Below are 18,856 nucleotides of genomic sequence, written 5' to 3'. Positions count from 1 at the left end.
GAAAGGAATAACCTATGCTGCACGTTCAAACCCGCCACGCGATCCACCCTGATCACGCGAAATCCATGGATACCACGGCGCTGCGCGACAATTTCCTGTCGGATGGCCTGTTTGCCGATGGTGAAATCCGGCTGGTCTATACCCATTATGACCGCTTTACCCTTGGCGGTGCGGTGCCTGCGGGCGCTGATCTGGTGCTGGATCAGGTCGCCGAGACCAAGACCCCCAGCTTTCTGGACCGTCGCGAAATGGGCATCGTCAATATCGGCGGCGCGGGCCGTGTTGCTGCAGCAGGCGAGGTCTGGGATATGGCTTATGGCGATGTGCTGTATCTTGGCATGGGGGCTGGTGCCGTGACCTTTTCCGGCGACGGGCGGTTCTACATCACCTCTGCCCCCGCGCATCGCGCCTTCCCGCACCGTCTGGTCACAGTGTCAGAGGCGAAAGAGGTCAAGATGGGTGCGACCGAGACATCGAACAAACGCACGATCCGGCAATTCATCCATCCTTTGATCATGGAAAGCTGCCAGTTGGTCCTTGGCTATACGTCGCTGGAGGATGGGTCGGTCTGGAACACGATCCCGTCGCATATCCACGACCGCCGGATGGAGGCCTATCTTTATCACGGCATGGCCCCCGAAGCGCGGGTGCTGCATCTGATGGGCCAGCCGCAGGAAACCCGGCATCTGTTCGTCGGCAACGAACAGGCGGTGCTGTCGCCGCCATGGTCGATCCATTCGGGTGCGGGTATCGGGGAATATACGTTCATCTGGGCGATGGCGGGCGATAACATCGATTATACCGACATGGACTTTATCCAACCGGCGGATCTGCTGTGAACGCGTTTTCGCTGCACGGTCGCCGCGCGCTGGTGACGGGGGCGAATACCGGCATCGGGCAGGCGATTGCCGTGGCGCTGGCTCAGGCAGGTGCCGAGGTAATCGCCGCAGGAAGGCGCGATTGTGATGAAACACTGGCGATGATGGGATCAGGCCGCGCCCTGCGGCTGGATTTCGCGGATCCGATGGCGGCGCGGGATGTGTTTGAAAACGAACAGATCGATATTCTGGTCAATAATGCTGGCATCATCCGCCGCGCCGATGCCGTTGATTTCAGTGAAAAAGACTGGGACGATGTGATGGATGTGAACCTCAAGGCCTTGTTCTTTACTTGTCAGGCTTTTGCACGGGCCGCCTTGCCCCGCGGGCAGGGCAAGATCGTCAACATCGCCTCGCTTTTATCATTTCAGGGCGGTATCCGGGTGCCGTCTTATACTGCCAGCAAACATGGCGTGGCGGGACTGACCAAGCTTTTGGCCAATGAATGGGCCGCGCGCGGTGTGAATGTGAATGCCATTGCACCGGGCTATATCGAAACCAACAATACCGAAGCCCTGCGCGCCGATCCTGACCGCAATGCCGCGATCCTTGACCGGATTCCTGCCGGGCGCTGGGGCCGTGCCGAAGACATCGCACAGACAGCCGTGTTTCTGGCCGCACCGGCGTCGGATTACATCCATGGCGCTGTGCTGAACGTGGATGGAGGTTGGCTTGCCCGCTAGGTTATCGCGCCCGCCATCAGATTCCCCCGCAGGTATCGTGCATCTGGGGCTTGGCGCGTTTTTCCGCGCCCATGTTGCGACCTACATCACCGAGGCGATGGTGCAACAGGGCGGCGACTGGGGCGTGATCGGTGTATCGCTGCAATCGCCGGGCACGCGCGACAAGCTGCGCCCGCAAGGCTGGGCCTATACTGCCGTCAGCCTTGGCCCCGACGGTGAAACGCCGCAGGTCATGACGCTGCTGCGTGATGTGCTGGTCGCCCCCGAAGACCCGCAGGCGGTGTTAGACGCGATGGCTGATCCTGCCGTTGCCATTGTCAGCCTGACGGTCACGGAAAAAGGCTATTGCCACGCGCCTGCCACCGGTCGGCTGAACGCCAGCCATCCTGATATCATCCACGATCTGGCGCAGCCTTTGCCAAAATCCGCGCCCGGCTATCTGGTGCGGGCGCTGGCGTTGCGCCGGGCGCGCGGCCTTGCGCCTTTCACAGTGCTGTGCTGCGATAACCTGCCTGAAAACGGCAAGGTCGTGCGCGGTGTGGTGCTGGACCTTGCCCACCTGATCGATCCCGATCTGGCGGGTTGGATCGCTGACAACGGTGCTTTCCCCGCCACCATGGTTGACCGGATCGTGCCAGCCACCACCGCCGATGATCTGGACCGGGCTGCCCAACTGACCGGCCATCACGATGCCGCCCCGGTGCTGCACGAACCGTTCCGGCAATGGGTGATCGAGGATCATTTCTGCGGCCCGCGCCCTGCGTTCGAAGCGACAAGCGCCCAATTGGTCGCCGATGTCACCCCTTATGAGCTGATGAAACTGCGCATGCTCAACGGCACACATAGCGCGCTGGCCTATCTGGGCTATCTGGCCGGGCATGAAACCATCGCCGATCTGATGGCTGATCCCGCCTTCACCCGTTTTGCCGACATGTTGTGGAGGGATGAGATTATTCCGGTTCTGACCCCACCGCCCGGTGAAGACCTCACTGCCTATGCAAGCGCTTTGGCGGACCGTTACGCGAACCCTGCGATCCGGCACCGGACGTGGCAGATCGCGATGGATGGCAGCCAGAAACTGCCGCAGCGCCTGCTTGGCACGATTGCGGAAAACCGCGCCGCAGGGCGCAGCACGCCGGGCCTGACGCTCGCCCTGGCGGCGTGGATGCGGTATGTTTCGGGGCAGGATGAGAAGGGTGAGGTGATCGCGGTCAAAGACCCGATGGCCGCACGTCTGGCGTCACTTTGGTCCGATGATCCCGCAAGATCGGTGAAATCCTATCTGGCCCTGACCGAGATATTCCCTGACAACCTGTGCGAAGATGCGGGTTTCGTGGATGAGCTGACCCAAAGCCTGACGCAGCTTCTGGCGCGCGGAGCTTATGCGATGGTGGCGCAGAGCTGATCCTCTGCGCCCACAAGGTCAGAAACTATTTTGCCGCTGTCGTCTGACTGGCGCTGATCGCCTCTGGCACCAAAGCGCCGGGATGGCGGATCACCTGTCGGCTTAATGCATGCCCCGCCCGGATCGCCGCTTCACAACCGGCGCCTTGCAGCGCGGCGGCCAGATAGCCCGCGTTGAAACTGTCCCCCGCTGCTGTGGTATCGACTGGTTTTTCAGGCACCAGATCGGTGACTTCGCCTACGCCCTGCGCCCCGGCGAAATACATCGGGCCACCGCCATTTTTGACCACGACGTGCCCGGCACCCAGTGCCAGATAGCGCGCCAGCGTCGCCTGCGGGTTGGTATCGCCGAAATGCGTGGCCTCATCATCAAAGCTGGGCAGCAGCAGGTCGGCATGGGCGGCCATCTGTCCGATGCTGGCGCACATGGTGGCGGTATCGGGCCAAAGTCTGGGCCGCAGATTGGGGTCAAACACCACCTGCGCGCCCTTCGCGCGCGCCACGTCGAGCGCCGTCAGAAGATGATCGCGCGCCGTTTGCGGCAGGATCGCCAGCGTGATGCCGGACAGATACAGCAATGACGCATCGGCAAAAGCATCATGCAGGCGCTGGGCATCATCGGCCAGCCCGCGCGCGGCAGATGTATCGCGCCAATAGGAAAAGCTGCGTTCGCCGTCTTTGAGCGTAATCGCGTAGAGCCCGATCTCGCGGATAGGGTCACGGCTGACATGCTGCGTCTCAATCCCCGATTGATCCAGAAAATCCAGCATCCGCTGCGAAAAAGCACCGGTGCCGACGCGCGACAGATAGCCCACAGGCCAATCCGCAGGCAGCAAGCCGCGCAGATACCACGCGGTGTTCAGCGTATCGCCTGCGATCCCCAGACGCCACGCGTCTGACGATCCTGCGGGGGAGAGTTCGACCATCGCTTCACCGATGGCAAGAATGGGGCCGGTTTTCATGATGGCTAATTCCTGTTGCATAATAGTTAGGACATCTGCGCCACAGCATCTGGGCGCAGGGGATAGATAATCTCGCCATCTTCCTCGCCACGCGGCCAGGCCCCGTCGCGACGGCGGCGGACCTGATCCTGCCAGCCGCGCGGGCTGGTGCCGATATGGCGTTTGAACAGGCGCGAAAAGTAATAGCTGTCGGCAAACCCAAGGCGCTGGCCGGTTTCAGAGACGCTATAGCCTGCCTCCAGCAATTGCATCGCGATCTCCATCCGTTTGAATTCCTGATATTTCGCCGGGGTCAGGCCCAGCCTTTTGCTGAATTCGCGCCGGAAATAGGTGTCGTTATAAGGCGCGTCAGCGACGACACTATCGGCCAGCCCGGGTTTCAGCGGATCAGCCGCGATCTGGGTCGCGGCGATCATCACGGCCATTGGCAGGCCTTCGGACTGGTCAAGGGCGCTGTCTTGGACGTTTTGCCATCCCAGAAAAGCATCCTCGATAAACTGGTTCAGGATCACCATGAAGGCGTAATGCATCACTGAGGTGGTTGAACTGGCCGGGGCCGTGGCGCGATAATGCTGCACCAGCGGGGCGAGCATCGGCCAGTTGCCAAGCCGCACAACGGCGCGGGTTTTCATCCGGTCCAACAGGTCATGGCGGCCAAACAGGTCCAGCCGGAAATGCTGCGCCAGCCCGGTGTAGATAGTGTCCGGGTCCGGGTTATAGCCGCGAAACGGCGTGCCCGCGCGGATCATCATCGCCATGCCGGGGGTCAGGGTGATGGATTGACCGTCCATTTCATATTGGCCGGTGCCGGACAGACAGATCACCAAATCATGGACCGCATTCGTCTTTTCAATGGACCAGCTATGTGAATGCCGCATGCGGATGGCAGAGCGGGTCAGCGTGAGGTCAAGTGCGCGCAGCGGAATTCCTGACAAAACGCCATTGCCTTGCGTCGGCCGCAGTGCAAGGGTCTGGTCAGGATGTTCAATTTCGTCCATCTTTTTGTGCCTGTTTGTCAATTCTCCAAGCTGTTATTAATCTGGCATATTAGCCGAACACAACGCAAGCGAAAGCTTGTGACACCAATCAGATCGAGGGAGGAGCGATTTGATGGCCGGTTTGAAGACCACGTTTGTATGGAGCGTCCCGCATCGGAACGTGCCCATAAGCACGGCCAGCAATGCCCCCATGATCATATCCACGTTGCCGGTGCGGTGCTGTCCGCGCCGTGCCACATCACCTAAGCTGGAGGCGCTATGGAAAGCCGATTTCTGGGGCTGGCCTATCTGACACCCTATATCATCGGGCTCCTGGTATTCACCATGATCCCGTTTCTGGCCTCGCTCTATCTGAGCTTTACAGAATATACGCTGATCAACAGCCCGGTCTGGATCGGTCTGGAAAACTTTCGCGACCTGCTCGATGACCGCACGTTCAAACGGTCGCTGAATGTCACGCTGCTTTATGTCTTTCTGACAGTGCCGCTGAAACTGGCCTTTGCCTTGTTCATCGCGGTGATCCTGAATTACAAATTGCGCGGCATCGGCTTTTTCCGCACCGCCTATTATGTGCCCTCCATCCTTGGCGGGTCCATCGCGATCGCGGTGCTGTGGCGCTATATCTTTGCCGACGCAGGGTTGGTCAATCTGGTGCTGACCAGCATCGGACTCGACCCGATCAACTGGTTTGGCGACCCGGTCAATGCCTTGTTCACGCTGGCCTTGCTGCGCACATGGCAATTCGGGTCTGCGATGGTGATTTTCCTTGCCGCTTTGCAGGCTGTCGACAAATCGCTCTACGAGGCTGCGGCGATTGATGGCGCCAATAAATGGCACAGCTTCTGGCATATCACGATGCCGCTGATCACGCCGGTGATTTTCTTTAACCTGATCATGCAGATGGTGCAGGCGTTTCAGGAATTCAACGGCCCCTACGTGATCACGGGCGGCGGGCCGCTGCGGTCCACCTATCTGCTGCCTCTCTACATCTATGATGAAGCGTTCAAGAATTTCAACATGGGCTATGCCTCTGCCATCGCCTGGGTTCTGTTCGTCATCATCATGATCCTGACCCTCGTCGCCTTCTGGTCGTCGAAAAAATGGGTCTATTACGCTGGCGACAAAAGGAGCTGAGCGCATGAGCACGCCTGACACCACACTCACCCCCGCAAGCCCGACACGGGTGATCATCTTGAATCCCGAAGACCGGCGCGCGGAGCGGCTGTCCGCCTTCGTCCGCTACACTTTGCTGATCGTCGTCGGCTTTATCATGCTTTATCCGCTGCTCTGGCTGATCGGGGCATCGTTCAAATCCAATGCGGAAATCTTCAATTCCATTGGGTTTATTCCGCAGGAACCGACGCTGGACGGCTATCGCAAGGGCTGGGAAACCTCGACCCCTTACACATTCGGGCGGTTTTTCTGGAACACCTTCCTGATCATCCTGCCAAAGACCGTGTTCACCGTGATTTCCTGTGCGCTGGTCGCTTACGGCTTCGCCCGGTTTGAATTTAGGTTCAAAAAGCTGCTGTTCGCCAGCCTGATTGCCACGCTTTTGTTGCCCAATGTGGTGACCCGCGTGCCGCAATATATCCTGTTCCGTGATCTGGGCTGGCTTGACACCTATCTGCCGCTTTGGGTGCCATCGGCCTTTGCGGGCGATGCGTTCTTTGTGTTCATGCTGATCCAGTTCCTGCGCGCCATCCCGCGCGACATGGAGGAGGCCGCGCGCGTAGACGGTGCCAACAGCTTTCAGACGCTGATCTATATCGTCGTGCCGATGCTGATCCCGGCGCTGATTTCGGTTGCTCTGTTCCAGTTCATGTGGACGATGAACGATTTTCTGGGGCCGCTGATCTATCTGTCATCGGTGGAAAGCTTCCCCGTCAGTCTGGCGCTGAAACTCTCCATCGACACAACAGAAGCCTTTGACTGGAACCGCATTCTTGCCATGTCGGTGCTCGCCCTGCTGCCCGCTTTGGTCGTTTTCTTCATCGCACAACGCTACTTCATCGAGGGTATCTCGGTGGGGGGAGTGAAAGGATAATCCTATGGCCCGCCTTCAAATCAGAAACCTTGAAAAGACCTATGCCAATACGTTCAAGGCCGTGCATGGCATCAACCTTGACGTCAACGACGGCGAATTCATGGTCCTTGTCGGCCCGTCTGGTTGCGCGAAATCCACGACCCTGCGGATGATTGCCGGGCTGGAAAGCATCTCTGGCGGGGATGTCGTGATCGGCGACCGGGTGGTGAACCGCCTGCAACCCGGCGCACGCGGCATCGCGATGGTGTTCCAGAATTATGCGCTTTATCCGCATATGAAGGTGCGCAAAAACCTGTCATTCGGCCTGCGCCTGCAAGGCGCCTCCAAGGCCGAGATCGAGCGCAAGACCAACGATGTCGCCCGCATCTTGGAGATCGAGGAACTCCTGGACCGCTTGCCCAAGCAATTGTCGGGTGGTCAGGCGCAGCGTGTCGCCTTGGGCCGCGCGTTGATCAAGGAACCCGAAGTGTTCCTGTTCGACGAACCCTTGTCCAATCTGGATGCCAAATTGCGGGCATCCATGCGGGTGCGGATCACCGATCTGCATAAACGGCTGAAGAAGGAAGGCATGTCATCGACCGTCATCTACGTCACCCACGACCAGACCGAAGCGATGACGATGGGCGACCGGATTTGCGTGATGAAGGACGGCCATATCATGCAGGTCGCCGACCCCAAGACGCTTTATGACCGGCCTGCCAATGCCTTTGTCGCGGGCTTTATCGGTAGCCCGGAAATGAACCTGATCGACGGGCGTTTGTCCGGCAATCAGTTCCACATCGGGGATCAGGCGCTTGCCCTGCCCGATGAACTGATGGCCCGTCTGCAAGACCCCGCAGGGCATGTCACGCTGGGCATCCGCCCCCAGCATCTGCGCGTGGGCACCGATCATGGGCTGAAAGCCCATGTCACGGGTGCCGAATTCATGGGGCATGAGGTGGTTCTGCACCTGTCCGTCGCCGATGCGCGGCTGGTCGCGGTGCTGCCTGCCGCCGATTACGTCGATCTGGAAAGGGGGACGGCGGTGACGCTGAATCTGGAACCCGGCAAGGCGCATGTTTTCGACCAAAGCGGCGGGAATATCTCGCTGTCGCAACTTCACTAAGGGAGGGGAGACCCAATGAAACTGCTATCCACAACCATTCTGGCCGGGGTTCTGGCCACAGGCGCGCAGGCGGAAACCCTGCGCATGTCATGGTGGGGCGGCGATGCCCGCCACGCCCAGACGCAAGAGGCGCTGAATTACTGCGGCCCGAAACTGGGTCATGAGGTCGCGGCCGAATTCACCGGCTGGTCGGGCCATCAGGAACGCATCACCACCCAGATCGCGGGCCGGACCGAGGCCGATATCATGCAGATCAACTGGCCGTGGCTGCCGCTGTTTTCGCGCGAAGGTGAAGGCTTTGCCGATCTGCGTGAATATTCGGATATCATCGACCTCAGCCAGTTTTCCGAGGCACAGCTTGCCGGTGGCGAAATGAACGGCGTGCTGAACGGTATTCCCGTATCCACGACAGGCCGCGTCTTTTTCTTCAACAAGACCACCTTTGACAAAGTCGGCCTGCCGATCCCGCAAACCTGGGATGATGTGATCGCCGCCGCCCCGGTGTTCCGCGAACAATTGGGCGAAGATCATTATCCGTTCGAAGCTGCTGGCCTGAACGCGATCTTCCTCGTCTCGGGTGCAGTGACACAGGCGACCGGCAAGGACCTGATCGACAATGAAACCATGACCGTCGCCTGGACCGAAGAAGAATTGCTGGAAGGCATCCGTTTCTACGAAAATCTGGTTGAAAGCGGGGCGATCCGCAGCTGGCGTCAGGTCGCAGGCGAGGGCAACATCGAATTGTTCGAAATGCGCCCATGGTCCGATGGCCGGATCGCAGGCACGTTTGAATGGGATTCCGCCTATGCCAAATATGCCGATCCGCTGGGGGCTGATCAGGAACTGGTGCCGGTGCCAATGCTAACCATCGCAGGGTCAGTGACCGAAGGCACCTATCGCAAACCGTCGATGCTGTTCTCGATCTCGCAGCATTCCGAACACCCGCAAGCGGCGGCAGAAATCATCAATTGCCTGCTGAATGATCCAGAGGCGATTGAGATTCTGGGCGATTCACGCGGTGTGCCTGCCAGCAAAGTCGCCTTTGACCTGTTGCAGGACGGTGATCTGATCAACGAAAACGTCGCGGCGGCCAATGCGCTGGTGCTGAACGGCAGCGGCCCGGTTGTGTCGCCGTTCAACGAACATCCGCGCGTGCGTGACGCCTTTGCCGACAACCTCGAAGGTGTCGCTTACGGCCAGATCAGCGCCGAGGATGCAGCGGCTGATATCATCAGCAGCATCAACCGCGCCTTGCGGCAGTTCCGTTCCTGACCTTCAACCGCCGGGGCGTGAATATGCGCCCCGGCCCTGACCGAAACCCGGATTCCATGACCCAGATAGAGCTTTTGTCAGCCACACCCCGTGCCGCTGCCCTGCGGCTGCTTGTGCCTGAGGCACGCTATTTCCTGCCCGGCGCGCTGGACTGGCACCTGACCGGCCCGGACCTGACCCGCCACGGCACCACCGACCGCGCCGTGCTGGTGCTGGATGATCTGCCGCCCGATACCGCGCTGCGGCTGGAGATCGCGGGGCTGGGTGAGATTTCCTTTACCACGCCCCCTTGTGCTGGCGCGCATGTGCTGGCTGACCCCGCGCGGGCGCAATACGATCTCGACGCGCTGCCCGATGGCGGCACGCTGATCGTGCCTGCGGGCGAATGGATCGTCACGCCGCTGCTGATCCCGTCGCACCGGCATATTTATCTGGCCGCAGGTGCACGTCTGCTGGCCCCTGCCGACCGCGACGCCTTTCCAATCTTGCCTGCCGATCAAGGCGGCAGTTGGGAAGGGCTGCCCGACAATTGCTACCGCGCGATCCTGACCGCGATTGACTCAACCGACATCACCATCACCGGCCCCGGACTGGTCGATGGCGGCGGCGCGCGCGGTGATTGGTGGACATGGCCGAAAGGCACCCGCAATGGGGCGCGCCGCGCGCGGCTGCTGCATCTTATCGGCTGCGCGGATGTGACCGTGATGGGCCCGACCCTGACCAATTCACCCAGTTGGACCCTGCATCCTTGCCAGTCCCGCAATCTGGCCTTTATCGGGCTGAATATCGAAAACCCGCCCGACAGCCCCAATACCGACGCGCTGAATCCTGAAAGCTGTGAAGGCGTGGTGATCGAAGGCGTGCGCTTTTCCACCGGCGATGATTGCATCGCGATCAAGGCGGGCAAGCGCAGTGACGATGGCGACGGATCGCATCTGTCGCCCACCCGCGATATCCGCATCCGCCATTGCCTGATGGAATATGGCCATGGCGGCGTGGTGATCGGGTCGGAAATGTCCGGCGGCGTCAGCAATGTTCGCATCAGCCAATGCCAGATGAAAGGCACTGATCGCGGCTTGCGGATCAAGACGCGGCGTGGGCGCGGTGGCATCGTCGAAGATATCCATCTGAGCGACACCGATTTCGACGGCGTCGATACGGTGCTCGCGATCAACATGCATTATTTCTGCGACCATGATGGCCATTCCGACGCCGTGCAATCGCGCAACGCTGCGCCGGTCACGGAACTAACCCCGCTGATCCGCAACATCACGCTGGACCGGATCGTTGCGCGCGATGTGCGTGTGGCCTTTGCCGCCTGTCTCGGCCTGCCGGAAAGCCCGGTTTCCGGCCTGCGGATTGGTCATGCGACGGTCAGCTTTGCCGCTGATGCGACCCCCGATATCCCGCTGATGGCGGATGGTTTGCTGCCTGTCGCGGGCGCTGGCGTGCTGGTCGCGCATTGCGACATCGCCACCCCCGCTGATCTGCCCCAAGCCCAGCTGCCGCAGAAGGACCTTGCCCCATGCTAGAATATTTCGACGCTTTCGTGACCCGCTATCAGCCCTATAAAGGCGGCGCATGGTGCTATGAAGATGGCTGCATCTACCGTGGCCTTGCTCTTTTGCATGATGCAACGGGCGAGGATCGCTGGCGCGCGCATCTGGAACGTCTGGCGGGCGCGCAGGTGGCCCCGGATGGCGCGTTGCAAGGCTACCGGATCGACGAATACAATATCGACAATATCCTATCGGGCCGCGCCTTGTTTGCGCTGGACCGCTGGACAGGTGACCCCCGCTGGATGCGCGCGGCGGCATTTCTGGCGCGACAGTTGGACACGCATCCGCGCACCAAAACTGGCAATTACTGGCACAAGCTGCGCTATCCGCATCAGGTCTGGCTCGACGGGCTCTATATGGCGCTGCCGTTTCAGATTGAATATGCCCAGCATGTCAACGATCCGTCCCTTGTGCAGGACGCATTGGCGCAGATGCGGATGGCGCTTGACGTGACGAACCGCCCTGACGGGCTTTATGCGCATGGGTTCGATGCCGAAAACGTGCAGGACTGGGCCGACAGCGCCACCGGCCAATCGCCCAGCGTCTGGGCGCGCGCGATGGGTTGGCAGGCGATGGCTTTGGTCGATTGCGCGGAACTGGTCGGTCTCGACGCTTTTGCACAGGCGGACTTGCTGCAACCGACGCAGAGCTTGCTGGCGCATCTGGTCGCATTGCAGGCAGGCGACGGCGGCTGGTGGCAGGTGATCAACATGCCCGACTTGCCGGGCAATTACACCGAAACATCCGCCACGGCGATGTTTGCCTATGCTTTTGCCAGTGCTGCCCGGTTGAGGCTGGGATCAGCCGCGATGACGCGGGCCGAATTCCGGGCCTTTGATTTCCTGCAATCCCGGCTGAAGTCTGACAAAGGCCAGACGCGCCTGACCGATATCTGCCATGTCGCGGGTCTGGGTGGGTTCGAAGGCGTCTACCGCGACGGCAGCCCGGCCTACTATCTGACCGAAGCCCGCGTCAGCGATGATGCCAAAGGCACCGGGCCGCTGATGATGGCGCGCGCGCGGATGTTACAGGGGCAGCGCGCGCAACTGACCCCGGCATAGATGGTGCCGCCCTTATCGGCTGGGGCCAAATACCTCTGGCCGCTCGCTCTCGATCTTTGCGATGATTGTTGTGATCCGGCCCAGATGCTGCCCGGCAGCGCTTGCGGCCTTTTCAGGATCGCGGGCGCGCAAGGCAGCTAGGATTTCGGTGTGATCCTCAACCACGCGCGGCGCGTTGAACGACAAGCTCAGATAACGGGCGCGGTCCATATGCCCTTTGTTGTCGCGGATTAGCGTCCAGACAAAACCAAGCCCGGCATAATCGCAGATATCGTGGTGAAACTGATCATCAAGCTTATGCAGCAGGGCCTTGTCCTCTGCCTTGATCGCTGCGGCCTGGGCCTCAATCAGCCCCGCCAGCGCAGCAAGCTGACCTGTCGTCAGATCTAGCGCCGCGCGGCGCATCGTCGCTTCTTCCAAGGCACGGCGGACGAAATAGGCCTGTAAGGTTGCTTCGCGGGAAATATGCGTGACCTGCGTGGCCCGCTGTGGACGGATCACGATGAAACCCAGTTGCGACAAGCGATAGAATGCGTCACGCACAGGTTGGCGCGACACGCCCAGCTGCGTTGCGACTTCCGCTTCGGATAATTTGGCACCGGGTTCGAGCGACAGGTTGATAATGCGTTCATGCAGCAGGTCAAAAATCTGATCAGCCACATTGCGCGGTGCCTGTGCTTGAAGTGCCGGAAGTGACAGCAAATCGCTCATCGTGCCAAGGCCTTTATCACACTAAATCTATATCTGGGATACTAGTGTGTCAGGGGCGCATCCGTCAAGTCAAGGTACGGAAGGTTGGCCGCCGGGTTTTTCGGTGTGACATTATCTGCGTCGACGAATGGATGTGCCGCGGCAGAGATCGGCACCGATCACTGCGGAACGGTCCCACGCTGGAGGTGTTCTAAGGGACAGGCCCAGCATTCACAGACGATAGCACCGAAATGTTGTGGTTTACCGAAAAGCCAGCGGCAAGATGCGCGCGGCAAAAACTACGGGTCCGTCGAAACGATGATAGAACTTTTTACACAGCATACTGAAATAGTGAACGCGATCCTGAATGCAGTCATGGTCCTGATCTGGACGGCCTATCTGCAGGTCTTTCTTGTATCGCACAGGCGTCAGTCGCGCAGCATCATTCATATCGATATCGGTGCTGCAAAAGGGTCGCGGTCTCGTTGCCTTGTGACAAATCTCAGCTCCAACCCGATCTATGTGCAGGGGCTAGTGGCAGACCTTCAAAAGGACAGCCGGATATCCCGCACGATTGTGACCGACCGCAATGAAATTTCCGAAAACGACGTTCAGGATCCTTTGGCCCGGACGAACCGCGGCACGCTGCATCCCGGCGAGACTGTCGATATCGGCTCCTTGTCTGATCTGGTCAGTCGCGCGGTGATCAGCTTGGACGAAGAATGGTCGACAGATCAGATTGACAGCATCACGGTAACAGTGATCGCAATTTCCGGTCAGGCCGACCGGATCATCGGCGCGACCAAGACGTTCAATGCCGAAAACAGGGCTGACTGTATGACATTTTCACCGCAAAAGCTGCTCACCCATCAGATGAAACCTCGCCAGACGCGACAAAGGTTCAGCGAGATTCTGCGGGATGAGATTCAGGCCTGACCGCCCCTTACCGATCAGTCGGCGTAGCGGGTGCTGCAATCGGCGCATCCTCGGTCTGGTCACCAAAATCGCTGAGAACCGGTCGCTTGCCGATGGTGATATGGTCAATATCCTCTGCCGCAAAGCCACGGATCAGGGCGGGGATCATCATGAACACCAGCAGGAAAATCGGCAGACCGACCACGGTGATCACCTGTTGCAACGCGACAAGACCAGCCTCGCCCGCCAGCAGGATCAAGGTCGCGGCGATCAGACCCTCGGCCATGCCCCAGAACACGCGCTGGCGCACCGGCCCCGGTTCTGCCGTGCCGGAACACAACATATCGACCACCAGCGATGCCGAATCCGATGACGTGGCAAAAAAGATCGCGACGACCAGAACCGCGATACCCTGCATGACAGGTGCCCAAGGCAGTTCCGCGAAAAACGCAAACATGGCAAGCGGCACAGATTCTGACACCGCTGCGCTGATCGCACCGGCCGATGTTCCCATCGCGGTACGGGCGCTTTCGCCCAGCCCGTCCATGGCCATCGCCTGCCACCCGAAGATGGCAAACCAGATCACCGTGAACAAGGATGGGGCCAGAAGGACGCCAAAAACAAACTCACGTACCGTGCGACCGCGGGAAATGCGGGCGACAAACAGGCCGATGAAGGGCGACCAGGTGACAGTCCATGCCCAGTAAAAGACGGTCCAGTCACCCTGCCAGCCCCAGCTGCCGGTGCCCATGTCACCGCCATGCAGCATGTCATTCCAGAATGCCAGCCGGGGCAGGTTCGACAGATAAAGACCAAATGTCTCGACGATGCCGCGCAGCAGGAACAGCGTCGAACCTGTGACCAGAACGAAGACCATCAAGCCAACGGCCATGCCGATATTAATATTTGACAGGACCTTCACGCCTTTATCGAGACCGGCAACAATCGACAGCACAGCAACGATTGTCAGCGCTCCAAGGATGGCCAGTCTCAGCCCGGTGTCATTGCTCCAGCCGAACAGCTCTGACAGGCCCGCCGCGACCTGCGACGACCCCAACCCAAGCGACACGGCAACCCCGAACAAAGTGCCAAGAATTGCTGCGATGTCGATTGCCTTGCCAATCGGGCCATAAATCCGGTCACGCAGCAGCGGATAGAATACCGAACTGACACGCACCGGCAGATCATAGCGGTTGATGAAATAGGCAAAGGCCAGGCCCGGCAATGCAAAGATCGTCCACGTATGCAACGCGAGATGATAGAGCGAGATCGAAATCGCATCCTGCGCCGCTTCGAATGAAAACGGCGCGACGCCAGGCAGGGGGGGCGATTGGTAATGGCTGATCGGTTCAGCCACGCCCCAGAACATCAGGACCGTCCCGATCCCACCGGCAAACAGCATCGCGAACCATGACAGGTTGGTATATTCGGGGCGCGAATCTCTTGGGCCGAGCCGGATGTGCCCATGACGCGACATCGCGGCGTAAAGCAGAAACCCCAACCAGACGTTCACGCCCAAAATGAAGAACCAGCCAAGGTTGGTGACAATCCAAGCCCGGCCAGACGCAAAAGCCCCGCCGATCGGTCCCGGAGCGATCACCAGAAGGACAACAAAAACCAGACTGAGGCCTGCCGAAAAAAAGAAAATTGTCGGATCGACCCGCAGGCCCAACCGTTTCGCCAGGTTTTCCATATCGTTGTCCTCGTACCAGTTTACATCTACGCAACCTTACCGGCTAACGCAGCGATCACCAAACCGTTCCCTGATTGTGGTCCTGAGGGTGACCTTTTCGATCCCCTGCATAGCGGATCGACGTGCCGGAGTTCAACCGACGCTGTTTAAACAGGTGTCAGAAAGGCATCTGCTTGACACCAGCGCCAGCGATGGCGACCCGAGCGTCTGAATTGGAAGGGGAAAATGGGCTGAGAAGCCTAATGGCGGACTGGGGATGCTTCAGGCTGTTTCTGTCTCTTCATTTTATAGCTTGAAAACAGTTAGTTACAAGTGCGTAACTTTGGGTGAGTAACTTGAATGCGGCTTTTGTGTAACCTCTTGCAGATCAACCGCTGCGCACCGGCTTCTTCATGGTGTTGAAGCCGCCGATGAGCTAGGAGGCGGTCGTTGATGGCTGCAAGTTGGCTACTGGGTAGGGTCCCAGGTTCTCACCATATCAAATCTATGCACATCTGATCCCAGTTGAACTGTTACAACGATGTTCTGGCTTGTCTCGGTCGCAAGCCGAGGGACTTGAATGCGGACAACCCCACCATATTCCATTCCACGGTTCATGGTAGTCGGCTTCAAATATGTCTCCTGAAGCTGCCCCAGTGCCTGCTGCGAGTTGGAGGAAATGTTGCTCATCTGAGCATTGGTATTTGCAGTCACTGCCGCTGACGCCAGCGATGCTGCTGCAGGGTTGTAGGTGGTACCACTATACGTTCCCATGGTTCCGCCATACCGGTAGGTGCCAGTCGTAGTCTGAGGCGCAGAGGCGCTATACGCTTCTGCCGCGCCGCCTAAGGCAGTTGCTACCAGAGCGATATTCCGCTTTCTGACTTCGGCTGCCTTGAGTTCTTCATATGTAAATACTTTTGCCGGAGCCCCGTCGACACTGACTGCGAAAGAAGTGGTGGCGAGATTGAACGGTGCACTTCTTGTATTGTTTGCAGCGAAGAAAATGTTGATCTCCGTCGAGTTTGGCTCGGAGGTCGTCAGCGAGCTCAAGGTCGCCGTAGTGTTGGACCTTCTGGAAACGTTGATCGTCCGCCCATCGAACAACGTTTGGTCAACCGAAGGGGTATCCATTACTTTGACTGAGGTTGCTGGCTCGCAGGCCATAAGAAGGAAAGCTAATGATGAAATGACGGCTACGTTCTTAAAACTGATCTTGCGAATGATATTGAGTGCCACTTGAATTTCCATTTACTGTTAATGAGATCACAAAACTGACCTAGACCTATATGGTGCTACCGTTTGTTGTTCATTGTTGGGCGTGCCAAGGCGCTGGGCGTCTTTAAATTGTGTCGCGTGACACAATTATGACACTCTTGCTGCTTGGCATGTACAGATGCCGCGACAGTGGTTTCCATATTGTCGTTTGGTCTGTGACGCTCATCTAGGTCAGTGCGAAGCGGCGTTAGCGAAGTCAAAAACAGTAGCTTCCACGTCGCTAAACGCGCTGAACCGTGTCGCATGCTCAGAGTGAGGGCCTGCTGATTCCGTAATAATATTACCAGAAGTGAGCCGTTAGCACTACTTTTATTGCGCAGCTTATGCTGTTGATAATCGCTGAGTGACAATACGAAACACCGACCTTTCGGAGATGTTCAACTCTGCCGCAATGTGCCGCTTCTTTCTGCCCTCCCTGATCATCTGCATGACCTGATCAGCCTTCGCCTTAGCTGTAGGCTTTCTCCCCTTGTACTTCCCGTCGCCCTTGGCCTTGGCGATACCTTCCCGTTGTCGCTCCAGCATCATCTCCCGTTCGAACTGGGCAACTGACCCGAGTACGTTCAGCATCAGCTTTCCTGTGGCGGTAGTGGTGTCCAACCCAAGGTCCAGCACCTTGAGGCCAACCGACTTGGCGTCCAGCGCCTCCACGATCTCCCCAAGGTTCCTCACGGACCTAGCCAATCGGTCCAGCTTTGTGACCACCAAGATGTCTCCCTCCCGGCAGTACTCCAGCGCCTCTGTAAGGGCATCCCTGCGCCCAACGGAGCTTGTCTGCTCCTCGTACAGCTTGATGCAGCCGATGGCCTTCAGTGACTCTCTCTGAGCCTCAAAGCCTGCCACTTGTTCGAGTGTCGATGTTCTCGCATAACCTATCAGCATATCATGCCCTCCTGTGTGCCAATGATGTTTAAGACGTTGCGGCAGTGGTCTGCCAAAAGGCCAAACACCACTCCATAGGCAGGCTAATGCGCCATGCTCAGACACTGCCACACGGGCAAGGTCTATTGGCAGGCTAAGGATGGCCTAAGGCGCTGGGCTTTTCGAAGGCCAAAAAACAGGGCCGGGGGGTCTGCGGAAGTGACTTCAAAAAAGGGGGGTTATAGTTGTTGTTTTTTTTGTTCACTTCACCGCTTTGGCAGGACGGATGAAACAAGGGCTTCCGGCGGATGCTGTTGAACCACTGTGTATACCTCCCCGCTGAATATGGTAGAAAGTCCGGCTTGTTCGCTTGCGCGGTAAGGCAAATGGATCATATAATTCGCGAATTAAAGGGCTTGTGAGCCATGCAGCGTGGTAGCGACGCTTTGGAAGGGAATAATAGAAGATGACACTTAGGTCGGTCGAGGTGGTTGCGGTCGTTTTTGCTTCACTTGTGGCGGCCGTCGCATCTGTTGTTGGGATATTAACGCTGTGGGAAATTAAGGAACAAAGCGCCAATTCAGAGAAGCAACTAGCTCAAATTGAAGAGCAGTCTGAGTTTCTTCGAAGACAGCTTGGCATTAACGAGGAGTTAATATCAAATGACTCTGCAATTACCTTCCTTCAACTTTTAGAAACAATGCGACCTGAATTTGATCTGGGTACACTTGAAACGGGAACGTATGAAACCGCAGTTGGCGGCCAAGATGGCTTCGAGGGATACAATACTGACACATTAATTGTGAGATTTGATTTGGAGAATAATGGCAGACTACCTCTAGTGCTCTCAGGGTTAAATGTGGCAAGAATGGCTTCTTGCATCACGGGGCTTTTCGTAGATGTTGTTGAAGATGGAGAGGTTAATGTTGAGTCGCTTGAAGCAAGGTTGCGGAACCGTGTCTCAACCGTTGCACCGGGGCAGACTGATACTATCACTTTCTTCAAGGATACTGTTGAGACTCCACAATTGGCAGAGGCAATACGCGGAATCGGTGGTGAGTTCTTATTGGAATTTAAGTTACTTTTGTATGCCGAGGGTGCCGAAACCGTTGGTGCCTACCTTGACGATTCCGACGATCTTGAACCCTATTTCCAAGTAATACAAGTTGATGATGAAGAGACTCGCGCACCTTTCCTCTCAAAAACTATTACTCTTCAATCTTGGGTTGTTTCTGACGGAAGCAATGTGAGACACTTGGAAACAACAGAAAACTGTTCATGGGACCAGCTAAATGAGCGACGGGCTCGATCTGGTAATTAAATGAAAGCTTCAACATTATCTATAAACGATTAAAGTTCGAGATACGTGTTTTTTGTACTTTTTCCGCAATGCTCTAGGCCGTGTTGACAAAAGGGATTCACATCGGGCCGCAGGCATGATTCAAACTGGTATCTGCAATGGAGACCAGCT

General features: G+C 57.9%; 17 protein-coding genes. 11 read left to right on the top strand and 6 right to left on the bottom strand.

Annotation, left to right across the window (positions count from 1 at the left end):
- Window positions 1-14: 14 nt before the first annotated feature.
- From kduI to VOY09_RS15830, 3 genes are read left to right on the top strand one after another with little or no spacing between them, the layout of a single operon-like run.
- Window positions 15-839, top strand: a complete 825-nt coding sequence (gene kduI / locus VOY09_RS15840; protein WP_322895256.1) for a 5-dehydro-4-deoxy-D-glucuronate isomerase — start codon at window positions 15-17, stop codon at window positions 837-839.
- Complete coding sequence (gene kduD / locus VOY09_RS15835; RefSeq protein ID WP_322895255.1) at window positions 836-1,561, top strand: 2-dehydro-3-deoxy-D-gluconate 5-dehydrogenase KduD; 726 nt, start codon at window positions 836-838, stop codon at window positions 1,559-1,561. The genes kduI and kduD overlap by 4 nt, the downstream gene beginning before the upstream one ends.
- Window positions 1,539-2,966: a mannitol dehydrogenase family protein gene (locus VOY09_RS15830; RefSeq protein ID WP_322895254.1), complete on the top strand. Its 1,428-nt coding sequence runs from the start codon at window positions 1,539-1,541 to the stop codon at window positions 2,964-2,966. Before kduD ends, VOY09_RS15830 begins: the two co-directional genes overlap by 23 nt.
- Before the next feature lie 25 nt (window positions 2,967-2,991).
- Here VOY09_RS15830 and VOY09_RS15825 read toward each other — a convergent pair whose 3' ends face one another.
- Both VOY09_RS15825 and VOY09_RS15820 read right to left on the bottom strand, forming a co-directional pair.
- On the bottom strand, window positions 2,992-3,927 hold the full coding sequence (locus VOY09_RS15825; protein WP_322895253.1) for a sugar kinase: 936 nt from the start codon (window positions 3,925-3,927) through the stop codon (window positions 2,992-2,994).
- 26 nt (window positions 3,928-3,953) lie between these two features.
- Window positions 3,954-4,925 (bottom strand): AraC family transcriptional regulator, encoded by a 972-nt coding sequence (locus VOY09_RS15820; protein ID WP_322895252.1) that lies wholly within the window; start codon window positions 4,923-4,925, stop codon window positions 3,954-3,956.
- A gap of 258 nt (window positions 4,926-5,183) precedes the next feature.
- On the opposite strand from VOY09_RS15820, the gene VOY09_RS15815 reads away from it, so the two are divergent.
- From VOY09_RS15815 to VOY09_RS15790, 6 genes are read left to right on the top strand one after another with little or no spacing between them, the layout of a single operon-like run.
- Window positions 5,184-6,059, top strand: coding sequence for a sugar ABC transporter permease (locus VOY09_RS15815; protein ID WP_322895251.1), 876 nt, complete (start codon window positions 5,184-5,186; stop codon window positions 6,057-6,059).
- 58 nt (window positions 6,060-6,117) lie between these two features.
- Window positions 6,118-6,972 carry a carbohydrate ABC transporter permease gene (locus tag VOY09_RS15810; protein ID WP_416236767.1) on the top strand — a complete coding sequence of 285 codons (855 nt, stop codon included), beginning with the start codon at window positions 6,118-6,120 and terminating at the stop codon, window positions 6,970-6,972.
- Between the two features lie 4 nt (window positions 6,973-6,976).
- Window positions 6,977-8,077 carry a sn-glycerol-3-phosphate ABC transporter ATP-binding protein UgpC gene (locus VOY09_RS15805; RefSeq protein ID WP_322895249.1) on the top strand — a complete coding sequence of 367 codons (1,101 nt, stop codon included), beginning with the start codon at window positions 6,977-6,979 and terminating at the stop codon, window positions 8,075-8,077.
- A 15-nt stretch (window positions 8,078-8,092) separates the two neighbouring features.
- Window positions 8,093-9,349: an ABC transporter substrate-binding protein gene (locus tag VOY09_RS15800; RefSeq protein WP_322895248.1), complete on the top strand. Its 1,257-nt coding sequence runs from the start codon at window positions 8,093-8,095 to the stop codon at window positions 9,347-9,349.
- A gap of 56 nt (window positions 9,350-9,405) precedes the next feature.
- Window positions 9,406-10,881: a glycoside hydrolase family 28 protein gene (locus VOY09_RS15795; RefSeq protein ID WP_322895247.1), complete on the top strand. Its 1,476-nt coding sequence runs from the start codon at window positions 9,406-9,408 to the stop codon at window positions 10,879-10,881.
- A complete protein-coding gene (locus VOY09_RS15790; RefSeq protein WP_322895246.1) occupies window positions 10,875-11,969 on the top strand; it encodes a glycoside hydrolase family 88/105 protein in 1,095 nt (364 codons plus the stop codon). The genes VOY09_RS15795 and VOY09_RS15790 overlap by 7 nt, the downstream gene beginning before the upstream one ends.
- 12 nt (window positions 11,970-11,981) lie before the next feature.
- Here the strand turns inward: VOY09_RS15790 and VOY09_RS15785 are convergent, their stop codons facing one another.
- Complete coding sequence (locus tag VOY09_RS15785) at window positions 11,982-12,680, bottom strand: GntR family transcriptional regulator (protein WP_322895245.1); 699 nt, start codon at window positions 12,678-12,680, stop codon at window positions 11,982-11,984.
- 297 nt (window positions 12,681-12,977) lie between these two features.
- Between VOY09_RS15785 and VOY09_RS15780 the strand changes: the two genes are divergently transcribed.
- Window positions 12,978-13,595 carry a hypothetical protein gene (locus tag VOY09_RS15780; protein ID WP_322895244.1) on the top strand — a complete coding sequence of 206 codons (618 nt, stop codon included), beginning with the start codon at window positions 12,978-12,980 and terminating at the stop codon, window positions 13,593-13,595.
- 7 nt (window positions 13,596-13,602) lie between these two features.
- Here the strand turns inward: VOY09_RS15780 and VOY09_RS15775 are convergent, their stop codons facing one another.
- The 3 genes from VOY09_RS15775 to VOY09_RS15765 all read right to left on the bottom strand — a co-directional run bounded on the left by VOY09_RS15775 (window position 13,603) and on the right by VOY09_RS15765 (window position 17,406).
- Window positions 13,603-15,267 carry a BCCT family transporter gene (locus tag VOY09_RS15775; protein ID WP_322895243.1) on the bottom strand — a complete coding sequence of 555 codons (1,665 nt, stop codon included), beginning with the start codon at window positions 15,265-15,267 and terminating at the stop codon, window positions 13,603-13,605.
- A gap of 447 nt (window positions 15,268-15,714) precedes the next feature.
- Window positions 15,715-16,485, bottom strand: coding sequence for a hypothetical protein (locus tag VOY09_RS15770; protein WP_322895242.1), 771 nt, complete (start codon window positions 16,483-16,485; stop codon window positions 15,715-15,717).
- A gap of 360 nt (window positions 16,486-16,845) precedes the next feature.
- Window positions 16,846-17,406: a recombinase family protein gene (locus VOY09_RS15765; protein ID WP_322895241.1), complete on the bottom strand. Its 561-nt coding sequence runs from the start codon at window positions 17,404-17,406 to the stop codon at window positions 16,846-16,848.
- 445 nt (window positions 17,407-17,851) lie between these two features.
- On the opposite strand from VOY09_RS15765, the gene VOY09_RS15760 reads away from it, so the two are divergent.
- Window positions 17,852-18,706, top strand: a complete 855-nt coding sequence (locus tag VOY09_RS15760) for a hypothetical protein (RefSeq protein WP_322895240.1) — start codon at window positions 17,852-17,854, stop codon at window positions 18,704-18,706.
- Window positions 18,707-18,856: the final 150 nt, after the last annotated feature.

It is taken from the genome of Yoonia sp. 67-2 (assembly GCF_035117555.1).
In the GTDB taxonomy this organism is placed as follows: Bacteria; Pseudomonadota; Alphaproteobacteria; order Rhodobacterales; family Rhodobacteraceae; genus Yoonia.
This window is presented reverse-complemented; position numbering and strand designations above follow the sequence as displayed.

Excerpts from the sequence above, each read along its gene's own strand:
- VOY09_RS15820 (WP_322895252.1), bottom strand. The coding sequence starts at position 4,925 with ATGGACGAAATTGAACATCCTGACCAGACCCTTGCACTGCGGCCGACG.
- VOY09_RS15775 (WP_322895243.1), bottom strand. The coding sequence starts at position 15,267 with ATGGAAAACCTGGCGAAACGGTTGGGCCTGCGGGTCGATCCGACAATT.
- VOY09_RS15760 (WP_322895240.1), top strand. The coding sequence starts at position 17,852 with ATGACACTTAGGTCGGTCGAGGTGGTTGCGGTCGTTTTTGCTTCACTT.
- VOY09_RS15800 (WP_322895248.1), top strand. The coding sequence starts at position 8,093 with ATGAAACTGCTATCCACAACCATTCTGGCCGGGGTTCTGGCCACAGGC.
- VOY09_RS15795 (WP_322895247.1), top strand. The coding sequence starts at position 9,406 with ATGACCCAGATAGAGCTTTTGTCAGCCACACCCCGTGCCGCTGCCCTG.
- VOY09_RS15830 (WP_322895254.1), top strand. The coding sequence starts at position 1,539 with ATGGAGGTTGGCTTGCCCGCTAGGTTATCGCGCCCGCCATCAGATTCC.
- VOY09_RS15785 (WP_322895245.1), bottom strand. The coding sequence starts at position 12,680 with ATGAGCGATTTGCTGTCACTTCCGGCACTTCAAGCACAGGCACCGCGC.
- VOY09_RS15805 (WP_322895249.1), top strand. The coding sequence starts at position 6,977 with ATGGCCCGCCTTCAAATCAGAAACCTTGAAAAGACCTATGCCAATACG.
- VOY09_RS15790 (WP_322895246.1), top strand. The coding sequence starts at position 10,875 with ATGCTAGAATATTTCGACGCTTTCGTGACCCGCTATCAGCCCTATAAA.
- VOY09_RS15825 (WP_322895253.1), bottom strand. The coding sequence starts at position 3,927 with ATGAAAACCGGCCCCATTCTTGCCATCGGTGAAGCGATGGTCGAACTC.
- VOY09_RS15780 (WP_322895244.1), top strand. The coding sequence starts at position 12,978 with ATGATAGAACTTTTTACACAGCATACTGAAATAGTGAACGCGATCCTG.
- kduI (WP_322895256.1), top strand. The coding sequence starts at position 15 with ATGCTGCACGTTCAAACCCGCCACGCGATCCACCCTGATCACGCGAAA.
- VOY09_RS15765 (WP_322895241.1), bottom strand. The coding sequence starts at position 17,406 with ATGCTGATAGGTTATGCGAGAACATCGACACTCGAACAAGTGGCAGGC.
- VOY09_RS15815 (WP_322895251.1), top strand. The coding sequence starts at position 5,184 with ATGGAAAGCCGATTTCTGGGGCTGGCCTATCTGACACCCTATATCATC.